The sequence below is a fragment of the Bradyrhizobium sp. 160 genome, from assembly GCF_023073735.1.
GTDB lineage: Bacteria > Pseudomonadota > Alphaproteobacteria > Rhizobiales > Xanthobacteraceae > Bradyrhizobium.
On sequence record NZ_JADPKD010000079.1, the window covers coordinates 1 to 19,089 of the forward strand.

Sequence of the window (19,089 nt, forward strand, 5' to 3'; positions counted from 1 at the left end):
TGCGCTGGAGGCGCCCGTGCTCGATCCCACCGCCGCCGCCGCCACCGCCACCGGCATCACGCATCGCGGAGCTATAGCGAGGATCGCTCTGCTTCATGTAAGTCGGCGAGGTGTCGCGATGGGTGACGACGCGTCGTCCGCCCTGGTTCGGCATCTCGATCAGGCTGCCACAGCCCTCGAACAAGGCGAACTCGCAGCCGTATGTGCGGTACTGCGCGGCGTTGGCGCTGGTCGCGGTGAACGCGGTCGCCGCAACGAAGGCAATCAAAGCAACTTTCGGCAATGTGAGTTTCATGGAAATTCTCCAGCCTCGGTTCGGCGAGACCAGAACGGCCCGCACGGTTCTTCGACGGAGGCTGGTTGAAACCGGTTCGAGCGGGTGGGTTCACGCCCGCGTGAGCCGCGAGCGGGGAGGACGTCACGTTGCAGCGAGATCGCGCTGGGATCAATCCAGCTTCGGATATTCCAGCTGCATCGCCACGAAGTCGGCGGTGCGCGATCCGTAGCGTGCATCGATCGCACGCAGCGTTTCATCCAGCGCCTGTGCCGGCGGCGAGGTGCCGGCTGCCGGCAGCGTCTGCTGCGCAGGCCAATCGTCCGCGATCCGGTCCGGCAGGATGCCAAGGCCTCCGCGGCTCGTGCGCGCCTCTGCCGTGGCGGCGAAGGTGAGGGCGCGTGAGCGATAGGTCCGCGACCATGCATCGGCGACCAGTGCGAGCGAGACCTCGTCGACACCTGGCGTCAGTGCGATACCGAGCTGCTCGCGCTTCCAGAAGGCGAGCGTGTTCGCGATCGACGTCAGTGCGAACGGGCGCGTGAAGCTGAACGCGTCGCTGCGGTGGCGCGCATCCCAGGCCGCAAGGCCGATGTCGCGGGCGACCGCCTCGGCCTTGGCGCGACCGGCAATGGCCTCGATCAAGGTGAGGGCCATCGGCATGGATGCGGTGATGCCGGTGGTCGTTGCGACGCCCCGGTCGACGACCAGCCTGCGGTCCGCCGTATAGCGGATCGTCGAATGCTTCTGCAGATCGCGCACCGAATACCAATGCGTCGTGGCTCTCTTGCCGTCGAGCAGCCCGGTGTTGGCAACGACCGTGGCGCCGACGCAGACCCCGATCACGATCGCGCCCTTGCCGGCCTGGCTCCTGATCCACTGCAGGACGACTGTGTCGTCGTCGCGGCTCATCGCGGGCACGATGACGTAATCGGCGCCGTCGGGATGCGCGGCGTCGAACTCGGCGATGGTCGCATGGGGCTGCACCCTGAGTGCGGGATAGAGCGTGACCGGTCTCGGCTGCGTCGCCAGGGTGAGGACGTCGGCGATGTCCGCCCGCGCGAGGATGCCGTAGGGCATCAGATAGTCGGTGGTCTCGCTCATGTCGTTGATGCCGACGATGGCGATCAGGGGGCGCTGTCGCTTCGGCGGTTTCAGCGCGGCCAGCGTCGCCTCGGCTTCGTCTTTGGAGATCGCAGGCGCGGTTCCCGATGCCGGCGCGCCTGGCAGCAGGAGCAGCCACGTTCCGCCGATCGCCACCAGCAATGCCACGCTGCCAAGGAGGGTCCATGCCAGAATGCGCCAGCTCATGATGATGTCACCCGCTCGTCATCTCACGCGGCGCGGAAACTATCCGGTCGGGACGACTTCGGGAATGACGCAAATCCGGCAAAAACGGTCATGCCGCGCGCGACGATCCATCGCGCGATCGGCACCTGCGCAGGAGCTTTCGAAGTCTACCGCAGCCCCTCATACACCATCAGCCCGCGAGCGATCTGCAATTTGCGGATCGCGCGCGGCAGCAGTTTCTCCGGCTGATGCAGATAGCGCCAGGAGGTGAGGGTGAAGGCACCGAGCACGCCGCATTCATCGTCGAACGGTGCGAGCACGCCGGTCACGCTGACAGGCGTATGCGGGCGGGCATTGAAGGGCAGCAGCAGCAGCTCGAGATGCGCCTTGCTGCCGTTTTCGCGTTGAGCCGTGACACCGGCAATCGCACCCAACGTCTCGTCGGCGACGATCGTGGTGATCTCCTCGATCTCGCCGCGGCTGGCTTGCGTGAACAGCGCCGCAAAGCTCCGGTCCTTGAGATCGCCCCCGGCGAGCGCACAGACGCGCGTGCCGGCGACGCGGAACGGGAAGCCGAGCTTCTGCTCGCAGGACAGCACGAAGATGTCGCCGAGCAGGTCGCGGACGGCGGCCGGATCGATGTCGGCCCGATCGGGGGCCCGTGCTGCGCCGCGCTTGTTGTCCCAATACGCGAAGAACTCGCGGCTCGACGGATGTTTCATGACTGACGCTTATCCGGGGCGCAACCTCCCGGGACAAACCTGTCCCGCTTCAGTGCACCCGCGATCCCTTTCGTTGTTGTGCAGGAGGGGATCTGCAGCGTCCATGCCGCGGCGGTGTTTTCAGCTCCTCGGCGGCAGTCTTTGCGTTGTTAACGTTAAATTAACTATGCGCTTTCCACCGCCAGCCTGCCTGCTAAGGTGATCGCGGTCGCAAGCCTCGCCGCTTTCTCCAGGTTCTCGGCGAGGCTTGTACACAGGGCGTCAAACAGTTTGGTCGCGGGCCGCCGGGAGGGGTGGGGACACACCTTATTCCCGGAAGGTACCGGAAGGCCGACAGCACGGACAGGGAGGGCTTTCCCAGGGCCCTCCCATTTCCTTTTGTGCACTTGCGCAAGGCCGGCAAAGGCGACTATCTCCAAGCACCGCTCCGATCGCGCTGAAAGCGAAGCTGCCTTGGATTCCCCGCAAGATTTTCCGCAAGGTTCTCAACCGAACGTGCCGGCCGCCGTTGAGGAGGCTTCGCGCGAGCCGATCCTGACGCTGCCCGCGGCGCTGACCGGCTATATCGCCCTGCTGGCGCTGATCCATCTGCGGGTGCTGCTGCCGCCGGAGATCGAAAACTGGACCATCGACGTCTTCGGCTTCATCCCGAAGCGCTACGATTCCTCGCTGCTCAATCTGCAGATTCCGGGCGGGGCGGGTGCGAAGGTCTGGACCTTCGTCACCTATTCGCTGCTGCACGCCAATTTGACCCATCTCGGCTTCAACGTGCTGTGGCTGCTGCCGTTCGGCAGCGCGCTGGCGCGGCGCTTTGGCGCCATCAGGTTCTTCGTGTTCATGGCAGTGACGGCGGCGGCCGGCGCGCTCGCCCATCTCGTCACCCATGAGCATGCGGTGGCGCCGATGATCGGCGCGTCGGCCTCGGTGTCGGGGGCGATGGCGGCGGCGATCCGCTTCGCGTTCGCCCGCGGCAGTTTCCTGTCGTTCAGCCGTTCGGACGCCGATACCGCCGCAAAGGTTCCGGCGCTGCCGCTGTCGCGCGCGTTGCGCGACGGACGGGTGGTCGGTTTCCTCAGCGTTTGGTTCGGCGTCAACATCATCTTCGGCGTTGGCGCAATTGGCATCGATGCCGAGACCACGAGCGTGGCCTGGCAGGCCCATATCGGCGGTTTCTTCGCGGGACTGCTGCTGTTTGCGCTGTTCGATCCGGTGCCGCGCATGCGAAGCGATGCTGCGGATGCGTCATCACGGGACGTCTCAGACCGTATTTGAAGCGGCGCTTGCGGCGCGGCCCGAATTCATCCATCATTCCCGAGAAGAATGTTCCGAAGCTGCAAGCTGATCGAGCATGATCCGGAAAAGCGTTAGCGGTTTCCGGCGAGATCATGCTCAGACGGTAATAAGGCAATGCTTCGCAAGGCGCCCGAGCGTGAAACCGGAGCTGAAACTGTTAGTTGAAGACTCGCGAACAAGTTCCGGATCGCCAAAGGGCGGACGGCTCCGATTCAGGGAGGCGACAATGACGGTACGTTCCATTCTCAATACCAAGGGCCACCAGATCGTGAGCGTCGAGCCCGACGCCAAGCTGTCGGCCGCGATCAAGCTGCTCGGTGAGAAGAAGATCGGCGCGGTGCTGGTGATGAACCAGAGCCGGCTCGAAGGCATCCTGTCCGAGCGCGACATCGTGCGCGTGCTCGGCGAACGCGGCGCCGGCGTGCTGGATGAGCCGGTCGCTCAGGTCATGACCCGCAAGGTGGTCACCTGCAAGGAGACCGACACAGTCGCCGAACTCATGGAGATAATGACCACAGGCAAGTTCCGCCATCTGCCCGTGATCGACAATGGCAAGGTGGTGGGCCTGATCTCGATCGGCGACATCGTCAAGCGCCGCGTCCAGGAATACGAGGCCGAGCAAGAAGCCCTGCGCGACTACATCAAGACGGCTTGAGCGGCTTTACTCGCTGATCTTGGGCGCCGCGCCTTCGGGCGGCGGCGCCAGCACGTGGATCGCTTCCTGAATGGAGTCCAACGCACGCTCGGCGGCGCGGGTGCCCAAGGCGATGAGGTCATCGGCACGGTGGAAGTCGAACCAGCCGAAATGGCCGACCCGCGGCGTGATCAGCATATCAGGTGGATCGCCGGCGAGGCGGGCGCGGGTGATGCGGTCCTGCATGATGTTGAAGGCGTCGACCATCACCGACGAAAGGCCGGGGCGGCTGCTGCTTGCGCCGAAAAACTCGCGCTTCACCGTTTTCTCAGGCGAGAAGAATCGCGGGAAGCGCCGTTTTGACGTTGTCTCCTCAGGCACGGGCACGACCGGTTCGGGCATCGCGCCGTGGGAATAGACCGTCGTCGAATAGGTGAAGATATCGCTGGAAAGATTTGCCGCGATAACGATTTCGGCGCCGAGCGCCCGTGCCGCCGAGACCGGTACCGGATTCACCAGCGCGCCGTCGACCAGCCAGCGGTCGCCGATCAGGACGGGAGAGAAGATGCCGGGCAGCGCATAGGAGGCGCGCATCGCGTCGACCACGCGGCCGCGCGTCAGCCAGATCTCGTGGCCGGTGCGGACCTCGGTGGCGACCGCCGCGAACTTGATCGGGAGATCCTCGATCAGGGTCCGACCGCACGCTTCCTCGAGCCGGGTCGCCAGCTTCTCGCCGCCGATCAGGCCTGAGCCGTTGAGGCGGATGTCGAGATAGCCGAGGATGTTGCGCATGCCTTGCAGGCTGCGGCCCCATTCTTCCAGCGTATCGAGCTGGCCGGCCGCATAGAGGCCACCGACCACCGCGCCGATCGAGGTGCCGACCACGACGTCAGGCGCGATGCCGTTGGCGAGCAGAGTCCGGATGATGCCGATATGGGCGAAGCCGCGCGCCGCGCCGCCGCCGAGGGCAAGGCCGATGACCGGCCGGCGGATGCTGCCCAAGCCGACTTTCTCGCTATTCGAGCCGTTCGCACCCCGGCCCTTCAAGATGTCCAGCACTGAAAAACTCCCCTACGCCGGGGCCAGGCCCGTATCACTAGACTAAGCACCGCACTGGCGCTCCGCCAGAACCGGGGCAGAGCATGGTTTATGCCGCTTTGGGAAGGGCACAGGGCAGGAGTATGGCGAGGGACGGTTGCTGCGAGACTAATCACGCAGGCGTCAACCGGGTTCCAAATGACCGTATTCCAGCGGGTTCCTGAGGCTTGAATTTGCCGCGTTTTCAGTGAAAAGCAGGGGCATGACACGCGGGGGTGACGGCATCATCAGATGGCGGCGCAGCGATCGGCTGCTGCCGGCGCTGACCCTTGCGGCGTGCCTTGCGTCCTTCGGCCCGGTCTCGCTTGGCCAAAACGCGGCGCAAGCGCAGCTTTTTTCCGATCGTCCGCCGCCGGTGCCCCCTGCGTCGGTGCCGGACCCCGGCGGCGCCATCAATCTGGCACCGCCCTCGGGGGCAGGCGCCGGGCCGCTGAGCCTGCCGCCGACCCTGATGCAGCCGGCTTCGCCCAGCATGCCGCCGCCCGCGGTCACGACCGTGCCGCCGGCGGCGCCGCTGAATGCCGCCGTGCCCGGCCAGGGCGTGCTGTCGCTGACCGCGAAATACGGCAAGGATGCTCCTCCGATCACCAGCGGCCTGGTCTGGCGCGTATTTGCCGACCGTCCCGACGAGAACGGCACCTTCAAGCTGATCCGCGAGGACCGCAACGCCACGCCCAACATCGTGCTGCCGCCGGGCAATTACGTCGTGCACGTCGCCTTCGGCCTCGTCAGTGCGGTGCGCACCGTCAGCCTGAAAGCGGAGACCGACCGTGAATCCTTCGTGCTGCCGGCCGGGGGCTTGCGCATCGAGGGCCGCGTCGGCACCAGCCGCATTCCGCAGAACCAGATCTCGTTCGCGATCTACAAGGGCAGCCAGTTCGAATCCGGCGAGCGGGCCTCCCTGGTGCCGAACGTCGCCGCCGGCGACGTCGTGCTGATACCGGAGGGCACCTACTACATCGTCTCCAACTATGGCGATGCCAACTCTGTGGTGCGCTCCGACATCCGCGTCCAGGCCGGCAAGCTCACCGACGTCACCATCACCCACCGCGCTGCCGTGATCACGCTCAAGCTCGTCAGCGACAGGGGCGGGGAAGCGCTGGCCAACACCGCCTGGTCGGTGCTGACCCCGGGCGGCGACGTCATCAAGGAATCGATCGGCGCCTTCCCGCGCGTCGTGCTCTCCGAAGGCGAATACCGCGCCATCGCCAAGAACGAGGGCAAGGTCTACGAGCGCGGCTTCAACGTCGTGAACGGCGTCGACGGCGAAGTCGAGGTCGTCGCGCGGTGATGCTGGCGGCGATGCCCCGCCGGTGGTGGTCTGGTCCGGATGCTGGGCTTCGCGCCTCGAAGATCCTCCGCTTCTCACATGGCGCACAAGCGCACCATCTTCCGTTACCTCTGCGATAGGTGAGCAGACGCTCACTGTTGCCGCTCCTGTGTTTTGAATCCATGGGCCTGCGCGGCCAAGCAGCGTCTCGAGGCGCGAAGCAACACCGCCATCAGCGCCTTATTCCCGAAGCGCGAGTTCACCGCACCGGTGGACGATGCTCAATTCCGATCATCAATTTTTATTCTCTTTCCATCCTGCTGGGTTATATGTCGCAGTCGGATGCGCAGATCATCGACGCCTGCGCCATCGGTAATGAGCAGGGGGCCCGGCCCGTCGGCATGTTCGAAGTGGTCCTAACAAGGCGCAAGCGGTTTGGCTGGCGATGGCAAGTGTGCGACCAGTCCGGCAAGATATTTGCGGACGGGTTCGAGCGCACGCGCCCGTCCGCCAAATATCAAGGCGAACGCGCGCTGTTCTTCCTGCTGTCGCAGGCCCATTTGAACGACCGCTCCGCCGCCTCGAGCGAGGACTAGCGGCACACCTGCGCTTTGCACTGAATTCGTAACCGGGTGAGCGGCTTGTCCGCACTAGCTCGGCGAGCGAAGTCGGAAGCGACACTCGGGATGCACGGCAAGATTCCCGGATCTCGCTTCGCTCATTCGGATTACGAGACCTTGCGTTGCCCGCCGGGCGAAACGCCAAGCCGTGGGTCAACGTGCGCCATCCAAAATATGGCGGTCCGTGGGAGCCAACCGGCTCCCGGTCTTCCCTGCGCCCTCTTTCATGAGAGGGCAAGGCATCGAAGCAGAGCTCGGGCGAACAAGCCGCGAGGATGCGAAGGTGTGTCTGCGATTGAGCTGGGCGTTAGAGGTCGCAATGCCGACGTTGATGCAGTTGCGCGACGCCGCGTCCACGTCTCAGCATGCGTAGAAGCGCAACCGTCATAGTCTCTAACGCCCACTAACCAACACCTGACTTAAAACTGTCATAATCACCGAACGGAACCTGCGCCTGTGCGCTCTTTACACGCCGTTAAGCGCACCTGCATTGGATGCGCCCGGATAGTGCGTTGGGGACTGCCATGAGTGCCGCAAAGAAAGTGCCGGGAAAACCGGCCGTCGAAATGTTCGATGACATCCCGGTGCTTCAACGCAAATGGCGTGCCGCGTTGAAGCCGGGCGAACGGCTGCCGCGTTACGAGGACGTGATGCTCGGCAGCCTCGGACGACTCGCCGACCATATCGCGCTGCTGAAAGGTGACGGCGCGCTCGAACTGTCGCGCAGCGGACGTTACGTGCAGAAATGGCTCTGCGAGGAGCGCTGGGGCATTCCCGTCGCGGAGCTGTCGCCCGACTGCGCCACGGCGCTGACGGAAGCGGCCGCGATCGCGCTCGCAACGGGGCGGCCGCATCACGCGAGCGCGCATTGCGTGCGCGACGGCATGGTCAGGACCTACGATCTACTGGCGCTGCCGACCGCCTCGCGCTGGAGCGCGACGCTGGTCGGCACCTACATCAACGAGCGCGGGAGGGCAATATAATCTCCTCGACGCAATTTTTTCCGCGACCGATGACGCGGTCGTCTCGCTGACGACGCTGCGCGACGCAAGCGGCAAGCCGTTCGATCTCCAGATCGTGCACCACAACAAGAGTGCGAGCGCGCTGCTGAAGGCCGCGACCGGAAGCCTGCTATGGGGGCGGGTCAGTGAGGCAGGCACGCTGCTGGCCGCGCCCGAGATTATGGACTTCCTGCTCAAGGCCGTCTCGGGCGGCCGCTGCGAGCAGCTCGAGATCGAGAGCGACGGACGACACCTGCGCCTCGGCACCACCGCCTTCGCCGACGTGGTCTCGTTGACGATCTCCGACGTCACCGCGTTGAAGCGGCGCGACGTCTCGTTCCGACTGCTGTTCGACAACAACCCGATGCCGATGTGGGTGTTCGACGCAAAGACTAAGCAATTCCTTGGCGTCAATGACGCCGCGGTCCAGCATTACGGTTACAGCCGCGCCACCTTCCTGCGCATGAAGCTGCACGAGATCTGGCCCGAGGACGAGTGGAAGAGCCACGCCGAGGCGCTCGAGCGCGTCGGCGATGCCTATCATTCCTCGCGCAACTGGCGGCACTTACGCGCCGACGGCAGCGAGATCGAGGTGCTCACCTTCGGCCGGCGCGTCGCCTTCGACGATCGCGACGGCTATCTGGTCGCGGTGGTCGACATCACCGAACGGCGCAAGGCCGAGGCGCGGATCGCCCACATGGCCCATCACGACGGGCTCACGGACCTGCCGAACCGCGAATATTTCCAGGAGCGGCTGAAGCAGGCGCTCGACCAGGCCGGCGGAAAGCGGGTCGGCGTGCTCTACATCGATCTCGACCTGTTCAAGAACATCAACGATTCCTTCGGGCATCCGGCGGGCGACCGCCTGCTCAAGCAAGTTGCCGAACGCCTGACCAATGCGGTTCGCGGTGCCAATCTCGCGGCGAGGCTCGGTGGTGACGAGTTCGCCGTCATCCTGGCGGCCGACGTCTCGCCGAACGAGGCCAGCGCCTGCGCGACCCTGCTGATCGACATGTTGAAGGCGCCCTATGAGATCGACGGCCAGGAGATGGTGATCGGCGCCAGCATCGGGATCGCGCTGTCACCGGGGGATGGCACGACGTCCGAGGAATTGATGCGCAACGCCGACATGGCCCTGTACCGGGCGAAGTCGGACGGCGGCGGCGTGCACCATTTCTTCGAGCGGGAGATGGACCTTCAGGCGCAGAAGCGCCGCGACATGGAGCTCGACCTGCGCCGCGCCTTTGCCAATGGCGAGTTCGAGCTGCACTACCAGCCGTTGGTGTCGATCGCGTCGGACCGCATCTCCGGTTTCGAGTCGCTGTTGCGCTGGCGGCACCCGGACAAGGGCATGATCTCGCCCGCCGAGTTCATTCCGGTCGCCGAGGACATCGGCCTGATCACCCAGCTTGGCGAATGGGTGTTGCGCGAGGCCTGCGCCGAAGCCGTCAAATGGCCTGGCGACGTCAAAGTCGCGGTCAATCTGTCGCCGGCGCAATTCCGCAGCCGCAACCTGGTTCAGGTCGTGATCTCTGCTCTGGCGCAGTCCGGCCTGTCGCCGAGGCGGCTCGAGCTCGAGATCACCGAGTCGATCTTCCTGGCGGAGACCGAAGCCAACCTCGTCACGCTGCATCAATTGCGCGAGCTCGGCGTCGGCATCTCCATGGACGATTTCGGCACCCGCTATTCCAGCCTCAGCTATCTCCGCAGCTTCCCCTTCGACAAGATCAAGATCGACCGTTCCTTCATCAAGGATCTGGCGCAGCGGCCCGATTGCGGCGCGATCGTGCGCGCGATCTCCGGTCTCGGCCGTAGCCTCAACATCACCACCACGGCGGAAGGCGTCGAGACCGAGGATCAGCTCGACTGGCTGCGCGCCGAGGGCTGCAACGAGGTGCAGGGCTTCCTGTTCAGCGCGGCGCGGCCCGCCGCCGAGATCGCAAAGCTGCTCGCCGATTTCGGCCAGCGCGCCTCACGGGCGGCGTAGATCCGGAGGATAGCAATCGTAGACCAGTACCTTGAAGGCGGGTGTGATGCGGCTGCGCTCGTTCTGGGTCTGCTGCATCATGAGGTAGGCCATGTCGAGCTTGGGATCGACGCCGAAATAGGTGCCGCTGCCACTGTCCCATTTCAACTCGCCGATCGAGCCCGGCGGCGGCGGTTTCGCGTTGCCGGGATCGGTGCGCACCGCAAGACCGTAGCCATAGCCGAAGCCGTCGCCCGGAAAATAGAAATAGTCGCGTCCGACGCCGGACCCTGGTCCGATGTGGTCGGTCGTCATGGCCTTGAACGCAGCCGGGCTCAGATAACGCTTGCCCTCGAACTGGCCGCCGTTGAGCAGCATCTGCGCGAAGCGCTGATAATCGGTGATGGTCGAGAGCAGCCCGCCGCCGCCGGACTGCCATTCGGGATGGTCGAGGCGCTCGCGCTCGGCGGCGAGCAGGATGAAATCGTTCGGCAGTGGCCGCGCCATCCGCGCCAGCTCGTCCTCCGTCGCCAGCGCAAATTTGGTGCTGCTCATGCCGAGCGGATCGAAGATGCGTGCTTTCAGGAATTCGTACAGCGTCTGGCCCGAGATGATCTCGATGACGGCGCCGAGCACGTCGGTGGAATGACCGTAGCGCCACAACGTTCCCGGCTGCCGCGCCAGCGGCAGCTTCGCGATCCGGTCGGCGAATTCCCTGTTGTTGAACTGACCTTCGAAGATATTGGCGGCCTTGTAGGCCTGCTCGACCCATTTGCCGCCAATATAATCGTAGCTGATGCCCGAGGTGTGCCGCAGCAGGTCCTCGATGTTGACGGGACGGACCGGCTGCACGAGATCGAGCTCCAGCTTGCCGTCGGGCTTGGTAATCTCGAGGCCCACCTTGGTATCGGCGAAGAGCGGGACGTATTTCGACACGGGGTCGGTGAGCGCGAGCTTGCCCTCATCGATCAGCATCATCGCGCCGAGGCACGTGATCGGCTTGGTCATCGAGTGGATGGCGAAGATCGTGTCCGGCGTCATGGCAAGGCCGGTCCGGACGTCGCGCACGCCGAACGTCTTGAAATAGACCGGCTTGCCGTGCTGCTGGACCAGGATGACGGCGCCCGGCAGCCGGCCGCTCGTTACCTCGTTGTTGAAATATGCGGTGATGCGATCGAGCCCGTCGGGCGACGGGGAAGGGATGTCGGCGGCGCGACCTCGCGCCATCGAGCCGGCGAGCACCGCGGCTCCGACCAGAAACTCACGCCGTCTCATCCGGGCTTCCTCCCTCGGCGGGATCAAAGCCGCAAGACGCCAAGGGCGTCAACAAGACATCGATTAAAAACGCGTCACGATTTCCGAAAGGAACGGTCGCGGACGGTCTTCGCTCGGCTTGGTCGGCGTGCCGATATGGACGAAGCCGGCGAGCTTTTCGTCCGGCTTGAGGCCGAGGCCGTCCAGCACGTCGCGATCGAAGGCGAACCAGCCGGTCAGCCAGCAGGCGCCGTAGCCGAGGGCGGTTGCGGCCGTGACGATGTTCATGGCGCTGGCGCCCGCCGACAATTCCTGCTCGAAGGCCGGCACCTTCGGATGCGGCTTGGTGAAGCTGACGACGCCGATCACCAGCGGCGCGTCGGTGAGGCGCTTGCGCTCGATCTCGATGTCGGCGGTGGGCGCGCCTGGATTCTTCCGGGCAAAGACTTTTGCGATCACCTCGCCGGCGCGCTGGCGGGCATCGCCCTCGAAAATGATGAAGCGCCAGGGCGCCAGCTTGCCATGATCAGGCACGCGCGCGCCGATGGTGAGGATGGTCTCGAGCTCGGCTGCGGAGGGGCCGGGCTCGGTCATCTCGCGCGGCTTGACCGAGCGGCGGGTCTTCAGGAGTTCGATGGCATCGGGCACTGCGATATCCTCTTCAGCTGGTCGGCGGACGTGCACACCGAGATAGGCATGCACGCCCGCAACCGGAAGCGAATTTAGATCGATTTCAGGGATCAGACGGCGCCACGCGCCCGCTGGACGTCCGGCGGGGTTGCCTCGTGGACCAGTGCGGCGATCGCCTCCTGCGTCGTCATCACGTTCTGGCCGTCGCTGCCGAGCCGGCGGACCGAGACCGAATGCGTCTCGGCTTCCTTCTTGCCGACCACGAGCAGCGCCGGGATCTTGGCCAGCGAGTGCTCGCGGACCTTGTAGTTGATCTTTTCGTTCCGCAGGTCGATCTCGACCCGAAGGCCTGCGCGCCGCGCCTGCTCGACGACCTGCTTGGCATATTCGTCGGCTTCCGAGGTGATGGTGGTGACCACCACTTGGACCGGCGAGAGCCAGAGCGGGAAGCTGCCGGCATAGTGCTCGATCAGGATGCCGATATAGCGTTCCATCGAGCCGCAAATCGCGCGGTGCACCATCACCGGCGGTTTCTTGCCGCCGTCATGGTCGATGTAGAACGCGCCGAACCGCTCGGGCAGGTTGAAGTCGACCTGGGTGGTGCCGCACTGCCAGTCGCGACCGATGGCGTCGCGCAGCACATATTCGAACTTCGGGCCGTAGAAGGCGCCTTCGCCCGGATTGATCTCGGTCTTGATGTGGTTGTTCTGCGACTGGATCTCGCGCAGCACCGTCGCCATCACACGCTCGGCGTGATCCCACATCGCGTCGGTGCCGACGCGTTTCTCCGGCCGGGTCGAGAGCTTCACGGTGAGATCGCCGGTGAAGCCGAAGTCGGCGTAGGTCGACAGGATCAGGTCGTTGATCTTCAGGCATTCCTCGGCGAGCTGGTCCTCGGTGCAGAAGATGTGCGCATCGTCCTGGGTGAAGCCGCGCACGCGCATCAAGCCGTGCATGGCACCGGAGGGCTCATAGCGATGCACCACGCCGAACTCGGCAAGGCGCAAAGGCAGGTCGCGATAGCTTTTCAGGCCGTGCTTGAAGATCTGCACGTGACCGGGGCAGTTCATGGGCTTGAGCGCAAACCAGCGCTTGTCCTCGGCCTCGTCGCCGGCCGACTGCGCCGCGAACATGTTCTCGCGATACCAGCCCCAATGGCCCGAGGTCTCCCACAGCACCTTGTCGAGGATCTGCGGCGCGTTGACCTCGCTGTAGTCGCCGGTCAGGCGTCGCCGCATATAGGCGATGAGCTGCTGGAAGATGGTCCAGCCCTTCGGGTGCCAGAACACGACGCCCGGACCTTCCTCCTGGAAATGGAAAAGGTCGAGCTCGCGTCCGAGCTTGCGATGGTCGCGCTTCTCGGCCTCCTCGATCTGCTTGAGATAGGCGTCGAGGTCCTCCTGCTTGGCGAAAGCGGTGCCGTAAATGCGGGTCAGCATCGGGTTATTGCTGTCGCCGCGCCAATAGGCGCCGGCGACCTTCATCAGCTTGAAGGCATTGCCGACCTTGCCGGTCGAGGTCATATGCGGGCCGCGGCAGAGATCGAACCAGTCGCCCTGGTAGTAGATCTTGATCGGCTCGTTGCCGGGAATGGCGTCGACCAGATCGACCTTGAAGGCTTCGCCCTTGTCGCGGAACACCTGTTTGGTCTTTTCGCGATCCCAAACCTCCTTGGTGAAAGGTTTGTCGCGCGCGATGATCTCGCGCATCTTCTTTTCGATCGCGGCAAAATCTTCCGGGGTGAACGGCTCGTTGCGGAAGAAGTCGTAGTAGAAACCGTTCTCGATCACCGGGCCGATCGTGACCTGGGTGCCCGGCCACAGCGATTGCACGGCTTCCGCCAGCACGTGCGCGCAGTCGTGGCGGATCAATTCGAGCGCGCGGGGATCATCGCGATTGACGAACTCGATCCGGGCGTCGGCCTCAATCGGGTCGTTGAGGTCGGCGAGCGTGCCGTCGAGTGCCATCGCCACAGTGCGCTTGGCCAGCGACGGCGAAATGCCCTTGGCGATATCGAGGCCGGTGATGCCCTTGTCGAACTGACGCTGGGCGCCGTCGGGGAAGATGAGGGTGACTCTGGGGGCGGGGGTCGCGGGCTTCAAATTGGAGAGGCTGTACTGGAAGCCGGACTCGGATTTGGGATGGTCGGTCATTGCTTTACTCCTGAGGCTCACTCCTGCGAACGAGCGCAGGTAAGCGGGAACGAGCGATATATCAGCCGATTCGGCCTGCGCAATCCGGCAATTCCAAGAAAGTGGCGCGCAAAAGCCGGGACGGTGCACCAACTATTTCAGACCATGCCCTTTAACAGACCGCAGCTCTGCTCTACATGCACTTGCATGGAAAGATCGCCTGCTGTCCGCCGCTTCGCGCCAACCGCTCTGATGCTCGGCAACATCGTCACCGGCTGCTCGGTGCTTGCGCCGGCGGGCATGCTGCCGGAATTGGCGACCGGGCTCGACGTCAGCATCCATGCGGCCGGGCTCCTGATCACCTTTGGCGCCATCACGCTGTGCATTGGTTCGCCGCTGACGGCCTGGCTCACCAGTCGCATCGAACGGCGGACGCTGCTCACGACGACGCTGGCCGTGCTTGCCCTCGGCAATCTTGCCTCGGCCTTTGCGCCTGATTATGCGAGCCTCCTTGCGATCCGCTTGGTGATGCTTGCGATCGGCGCTCTCTATACGCCGCAGGCTGCCGGCACGGCGGCGCTGATCGTGCCGGTGGAGCGACGCGGCAGCACCATCGCCTACATCTTCCTCGGCTGGTCGCTCGCTGCCGCCGTCGGCCTGCCGCTGATCACCTTCATCGCCAGCCGCTATGGCTGGCGCGCCGCCTATGGCGAGATCGGCGCTCTCGGCTGCATCAGCTTCCTGTTGCTGCTGCTGCGCCTACCGGCGGGCCTGAAGGGCGCGCCGGTGGACATCAAGACCTGGGCCGAGGTCGCCCGCAGCAGGGCCATCCTGCTCCTGCTCGCGATCACCATGCTGCAAATGTCCGGGCAGTTCGTGGTGTTCACCTTCATGGGCCCGCTGCTCAAGAAGCTCACCGGCGCCGGACCCGATGCCATCGGCATCGTGTTTGCCCTGTACGGGGTCTGCGGCTTCCTCGGCGTCGCCATCGCGACCCGCATCGTCGATACCTGGGGGCCTTATCGCACTTCGCTACTGTTCACCTGCCTGCTGCTTGCGGGGGTCACGGGCTGGGCGCTCGGCGCCGGCACGCTTGTCTTGATGGCGGGCGCGGTCGCAGTCTGGGGCCTTGGCTTTGCCTCCACCAATTCGATGCAGCAGGTGCGGCTGGTCGCGGCCGCGCCATCACTGGCATCGGCGACCGTCGCCCTCAACACGTCCGTCCTCTATATCGGTCAGGCGGTCGGCTCGGCCATCGGCGGATTACTGTTCGCCCGCGAGCTCCTGCACACGCTCGGCTTCGTCGCGGTCGGTTTCGTGGTGCTGGCGCTGCTGCTGGTGGTCCTGACCAGGCCCCGGCCGGCTGCCGCCGCAACAGCCTGAATCTCGCAGCTTCCTGTGTGCAAGGTGCTTGGCAAACCGAGCATGAGGGCGCTAGAACGCCATGCATGGGGACCAAAGAGAGTTGACTGAAATGAGGATGATTCTGGCGGTTGCCGCGGTGCTCTATTCAGCCTCCGCATTTGCGCAAGCCGACAAGCCACCGATGGTGGGGGACAAGCCGCTGATGCAGGTCAAGCCCAAAGGGACCAAAGAGGCTGCGGCCAAACCAGCTGCGGCGGCGAAGGGTAAGCCGCAATCGATCGCGAGCCGGCTCCAGGCCTGCCTCGAGATCGACGACGGCACCAAGGACCGCCTCAACTGCTACGACGCCGTGATCCCGCCGGCGCCGAAGCCGAAGCCGGCGAAGGCCAAGGGCTACGCAGACTGCCGTTTCTTCAAGGAAGAGGACGAGCGGCTGGCCTGCTTCAACGGCTTTGCCGAGAGCATTCCGAAGCTGCCGAAAACCTGACCGAGAGACCGGGCCCCTCGGCGCCTTAGAGTCACGTCCGTTTAGCGGCTCGATGCGGGTGGATTGGTAGAGGCCACGCGCGTGAGCGCGAGCGCGGGCGTCGCCGACATCTTCACCAGCACGTCCTTGAGCGGATCCCGCGTCCAGGCCCTCGTCACGTAGTCGCGATGGGTGATGCCCTCGCCAGTCTCGACGAACACCACGCTGCCGGGCCGCAATGGCCCGTCCATGTCCTCGGAGACGCTGATGCCCTTCTGCCGCAGCAGGCTCATCAGCTCGCGGTCGCGGCGCGCGGTGTAGCGGGTGTAGGCGCTGACGAAGAAGCCGGAGCGGTGGCTCTCGATCCAGGACGCGAACTTGTCCATTTCGCCATAAACGGCATCGAGCAGCACGACGCCGCGCACGCGGTCGCTGATGCCGCCGACCTCCAGACTCCAGGCCGTCGGCAGGAAGCCGCCGCTATAGCCGACGATCACGATCGGCATGTTGGCGAAGGCCCGCGCGCTGTTGGGATCGCCGGTCAGGCGGGCGAGGTGGTTGGCCGATTCCTCCATGAAGCGCTTGAAGCCGCCTGCCTGCCAGAATTTGCCGGCGCTGGAATCGGCGGCATCGACCGCCATCTGCGGCGCAAGCAGGACGGCATTGGCGCCGGAATCGGTGATCTGCTTCGGCACCAGCTGCCGGTCGCGCACATCGCGCTCGAGCGTGGCGCCATTGCCGTGGAAGAACACCACGATCACGCCCGGCTTGCGGACGTCGAAATGCTCAGGGACGTGCACCAGCACGCGGCTGTCGCTGTAGGTTTCGTCCTGCCAGTAGACGCGCCCCGAATAGCTGCGGTGGCCGCGGCGGTCGCCCTTGGAGATGTTGAGGAAGGGTGCGTCGGAGGCGGGGTTGTTGCCGAAATAGGGAAAAGCTGACGACTTCATGCTGACGAGCGTCGTCAGGTCCTCACGGGGCGGGCGCTTGTAGGGGAGTTGCGGCTCGAGCGAAGCGACCTTGTAGGGCGCCTGCTCAGCCTGCGGCTGCTGCTGGACGGCGCGCTTGGGCGAGAAGTCCGACATCTGCCGTTGCAGCAAGCTCTCGCTCGCCGAGGGGAAACGCTCCTTGAACTGCGGGGCCGGGAAGCGATCCTCGAACGTGTCGCCGCTTGCCACCTGCGCATGTGTCTTTGCGACCACCTGCACGTTAGCCTGCGAGTTCGCTGCGAGCGCCGCCGGATTGGGGGCCTTGCCGCATTGAACCAGCGTCAGCCACAGCGGCACCAGGGCTGAAAACAGGCCGACCCGGAGCACACGACCGCGCGCGCCGGACGTCGTCCGATCGGCAGGCGCGTTAGCTCTCAGTTTCGGAACGGCCCCGACCATCCACCCATGACCCCAAGTCACGTCCATCGGCAATTTCAAATCAATTCAGCCGACTGGCGTTTAGGTGACGTTAAGCGTCCAGAGAAATTTCCCCACATCCGGAACCGTCAAAGGGACCATGCAATCGTGTCGTGATTGTGGGGAAGGGAAAAGGGATTCTCGGGGGATGTGCAGCTTTATCGCCCAAGACCGGACGTGAAAGGTGTCAACATACCCGTCACGTCTGCCTCATTTAACCCTTGTTAACCCTGCTTGAATTGACTGGATTCAATCTGCACGATGCCTCCCGATGAGGCGTGACGCCTTGAGAACCCCGATGACGGCATCAGATGCGGGTACCGCGCCCTGGACTGGCCGGCTGACCGAAAGCGGGTCGGGGGTCTCTGTTCTGGTCGCAACCGCCATCGTCATTGCCGACATGATTGGGGTCGGCGTCTTCACCAGCCTCGGCTTTCAGGTCAAGGATATCCCGTCCGGCTTCTCGATCCTGCTGCTCTGGACGGTCGGCGGCATCGTCGCGCTGTGCGGGGTGTTCTCCTACAGCGAATTGGGCGCGATGTTTCCGCGCTCGAGCGGGGAGTACAATTTCCTCGGTCGCGCCTACCATCCCGCCTTCGGCTTTCTCGCCGGCTGGGTCTCGGCGACGGTGGGCTTTGCGGCACCAGTCGCGCTCGCCGCGATGGCGTTCGGTGAATATGCCAAATCGGTCGCGGACGATCTGCCGCCGATTCCACTCGCCATCGGCGTGGTGTGGCTGGTCTCGCTCGTGCAACTGACCGGCGTCAGGCACTCCTCGACGTTCCAATTGATCTCGACGATTTTGAAGGTCGTGCTGATCGTCGCTTTCCTGGTGGCCGGCCTCGTCATCGGCGTGCCGCAGCAGATCGCCTTCACGCCGCAGCCGGGCGATCTCGCCCACATCGTTAGCGCGCCCTTCGCGATCGGGCTCGTCTTCGTGATGTACTCGTTCTCGGGCTGGAATGCCGCGACCTACATCATCGGCGAGATGACCACGCCGCAGCGGAGCCTGCCGCGCGCACTGCTCGTGGGCACGCTGATCGTGCTCGTCCTCTACGTCGCGCTGAACGCGGTGTTCCTCTACTCGACGCCGGTCAGCGCGCTGGCAGGCCAGCTCGACGTTGCCAGCGTAGCCGGCAGCGCCATCTTCGGCGGCCTCGGCGGCCGGATCGTCGGCGCGATGATCTGTGCCGGTCTGATCTCCTCGATCAGCGCGATGATGTGGATCGGCCCGCGGGTGATGATGACGATGGGCGAGGACATTCCGGCGCTGCGCGTGTTCTCGCAGCGATCGGCGAACGGTGCGCCGGCCTATGCCATCCTGTTTCAGCTCGCCGTCGCGACCCTGCTGCTGTTCACGCGCAGCTTCGAGGCGGTGCTCGACTTCATCCAGTTCGCGATGCTGTTCTGCTCGTTCTTCACCGTCGCCGGCGTCATCAAGCTCCGCATCACTGACCCCGATTTGCCGCGGCCCTATCGCGCCTGGGGATACCCGCTCACGCCGCTCGTTTTCCTGCTCGTGACCGCGTTCATGATGTACTACCTCTTGACCGAGCGGCCGGTGCAGTCGCTGTCGGGGATGCTCGTCATGCTCTCGGGTCTGTTGATTTATGTCGTCTTCCGCAGGCGGCCGGTGGCCGCTGCCGCTTCACCACATCGCGAATAGAC

General features: G+C 64.7%; 15 protein-coding genes and 1 pseudogene. 8 read left to right on the forward strand and 8 right to left on the reverse strand.

The features are described 5' to 3' along the window. The 3 genes from IVA98_RS33090 to IVA98_RS33100 form a co-directional block, all read right to left on the reverse strand. The coding region (locus IVA98_RS33090; protein ID WP_247356455.1) for a hypothetical protein at nt 1-295 on the reverse strand (295 nt) is incomplete at its 3' end. A 150-nt stretch (nt 296-445) separates the two neighbouring features. After that, entirely contained in the window at nt 446-1,585 is a 1,140-nt protein-coding gene (locus IVA98_RS33095) for a DJ-1/PfpI family protein (protein ID WP_247356464.1), read from the reverse strand. 146 nt (nt 1,586-1,731) lie between these two features. Continuing rightward, entirely contained in the window at nt 1,732-2,286 is a 555-nt protein-coding gene (locus IVA98_RS33100) for a PAS domain-containing protein (RefSeq protein ID WP_247280046.1), read from the reverse strand. 453 nt (nt 2,287-2,739) lie between these two features. Between IVA98_RS33100 and IVA98_RS33105 the strand changes: the two genes are divergently transcribed. Beyond that, on the forward strand, nt 2,740-3,558 hold the full coding sequence (locus IVA98_RS33105; protein WP_247356465.1) for a rhomboid family intramembrane serine protease: 819 nt from the start codon (nt 2,740-2,742) through the stop codon (nt 3,556-3,558). A 247-nt stretch (nt 3,559-3,805) separates the two neighbouring features. Next, a complete protein-coding gene (locus IVA98_RS33110; RefSeq protein ID WP_247298407.1) occupies nt 3,806-4,234 on the forward strand; it encodes a CBS domain-containing protein in 429 nt (142 codons plus the stop codon). Between the two features lie 6 nt (nt 4,235-4,240). On the opposite strand, the gene IVA98_RS33115 is transcribed toward IVA98_RS33110, so the two are convergent. Continuing rightward, nucleotides 4,241-5,272, reverse strand: a complete 1,032-nt coding sequence (locus tag IVA98_RS33115) for a patatin-like phospholipase family protein (RefSeq protein ID WP_247280043.1) — start codon at nt 5,270-5,272, stop codon at nt 4,241-4,243. 241 nt (nt 5,273-5,513) lie between these two features. Between IVA98_RS33115 and IVA98_RS33120 the strand changes: the two genes are divergently transcribed. From IVA98_RS33120 to IVA98_RS33130, 3 genes and pseudogenes are all read left to right on the forward strand, one after another. Then, nucleotides 5,514-6,602, forward strand: a complete 1,089-nt coding sequence (locus tag IVA98_RS33120) for an RgsD C-terminal domain-containing protein (protein WP_247298410.1) — start codon at nt 5,514-5,516, stop codon at nt 6,600-6,602. Nucleotides 6,603-6,739: 137 nt separating this feature from the next. Continuing rightward, a complete protein-coding gene (locus IVA98_RS33125; RefSeq protein WP_247298413.1) occupies nt 6,740-7,177 on the forward strand; it encodes a hypothetical protein in 438 nt (145 codons plus the stop codon). A gap of 548 nt (nt 7,178-7,725) precedes the next feature. Next, a pseudogene (locus tag IVA98_RS33130) lies at nt 7,726-10,189 on the forward strand (putative bifunctional diguanylate cyclase/phosphodiesterase). Here the strand turns inward: IVA98_RS33130 and IVA98_RS33135 are convergent. From IVA98_RS33135 to thrS, 3 genes are all read right to left on the reverse strand, one after another. Further along, nucleotides 10,175-11,443 carry a serine hydrolase domain-containing protein gene (locus IVA98_RS33135; RefSeq protein WP_247356467.1) on the reverse strand — a complete coding sequence of 423 codons (1,269 nt, stop codon included), beginning with the start codon at nt 11,441-11,443 and terminating at the stop codon, nt 10,175-10,177. The pseudogene IVA98_RS33130 and the gene IVA98_RS33135 overlap by 15 nt on opposite strands. 63 nt (nt 11,444-11,506) lie before the next feature. Further along, entirely contained in the window at nt 11,507-12,070 is a 564-nt protein-coding gene (locus IVA98_RS33140; protein ID WP_247333380.1) for a nitroreductase family protein, read from the reverse strand. Nucleotides 12,071-12,162: 92 nt separating this feature from the next. After that, entirely contained in the window at nt 12,163-14,205 is a 2,043-nt protein-coding gene (gene thrS / locus IVA98_RS33145) for a threonine--tRNA ligase (protein WP_247356469.1), read from the reverse strand. Nucleotides 14,206-14,391: 186 nt separating this feature from the next. Here thrS and IVA98_RS33150 point away from each other — a divergent pair, with 186 nt between their 5' ends. Both IVA98_RS33150 and IVA98_RS33155 read left to right on the forward strand, forming a co-directional pair. Next, nucleotides 14,392-15,567, forward strand: coding sequence for an MFS transporter (locus tag IVA98_RS33150; RefSeq protein WP_247356475.1), 1,176 nt, complete (start codon nt 14,392-14,394; stop codon nt 15,565-15,567). 91 nt (nt 15,568-15,658) lie between these two features. Beyond that, entirely contained in the window at nt 15,659-16,036 is a 378-nt protein-coding gene (locus IVA98_RS33155; RefSeq protein WP_247356477.1) for a hypothetical protein, read from the forward strand. Between the two features lie 41 nt (nt 16,037-16,077). On the opposite strand, the gene IVA98_RS33160 is transcribed toward IVA98_RS33155, so the two are convergent. After that, nucleotides 16,078-17,403: an alpha/beta hydrolase gene (locus tag IVA98_RS33160; protein ID WP_247356539.1), complete on the reverse strand. Its 1,326-nt coding sequence runs from the start codon at nt 17,401-17,403 to the stop codon at nt 16,078-16,080. A gap of 316 nt (nt 17,404-17,719) precedes the next feature. Here IVA98_RS33160 and IVA98_RS33165 point away from each other — a divergent pair, with 316 nt between their 5' ends. After that, nucleotides 17,720-19,087: an APC family permease gene (locus IVA98_RS33165; protein ID WP_247356479.1), complete on the forward strand. Its 1,368-nt coding sequence runs from the start codon at nt 17,720-17,722 to the stop codon at nt 19,085-19,087. Nucleotides 19,088-19,089: the final 2 nt, after the last annotated feature.

What these genes read in the sequence shown, in the direction of transcription:
- IVA98_RS33120 (WP_247298410.1), top strand. Translation starts at nt 5,514, where the DNA reads ATGACACGCGGGGGTGACGGCATCATCAGATGGCGGCGCAGCGATCGG.
- IVA98_RS33155 (WP_247356477.1), top strand. Translation starts at nt 15,659, where the DNA reads ATGAGGATGATTCTGGCGGTTGCCGCGGTGCTCTATTCAGCCTCCGCA.
- IVA98_RS33110 (WP_247298407.1), top strand. Translation starts at nt 3,806, where the DNA reads ATGACGGTACGTTCCATTCTCAATACCAAGGGCCACCAGATCGTGAGC.
- IVA98_RS33135 (WP_247356467.1), bottom strand. Translation starts at nt 11,443, where the DNA reads ATGAGACGGCGTGAGTTTCTGGTCGGAGCCGCGGTGCTCGCCGGCTCG.
- IVA98_RS33095 (WP_247356464.1), bottom strand. Translation starts at nt 1,585, where the DNA reads ATGAGCTGGCGCATTCTGGCATGGACCCTCCTTGGCAGCGTGGCATTG.
- IVA98_RS33100 (WP_247280046.1), bottom strand. Translation starts at nt 2,286, where the DNA reads ATGAAACATCCGTCGAGCCGCGAGTTCTTCGCGTATTGGGACAACAAG.
- IVA98_RS33150 (WP_247356475.1), top strand. Translation starts at nt 14,392, where the DNA reads ATGGAAAGATCGCCTGCTGTCCGCCGCTTCGCGCCAACCGCTCTGATG.
- IVA98_RS33160 (WP_247356539.1), bottom strand. Translation starts at nt 17,403, where the DNA reads ATGGTCGGGGCCGTTCCGAAACTGAGAGCTAACGCGCCTGCCGATCGG.
- thrS (WP_247356469.1), bottom strand. Translation starts at nt 14,205, where the DNA reads ATGACCGACCATCCCAAATCCGAGTCCGGCTTCCAGTACAGCCTCTCC.
- IVA98_RS33165 (WP_247356479.1), top strand. Translation starts at nt 17,720, where the DNA reads ATGACGGCATCAGATGCGGGTACCGCGCCCTGGACTGGCCGGCTGACC.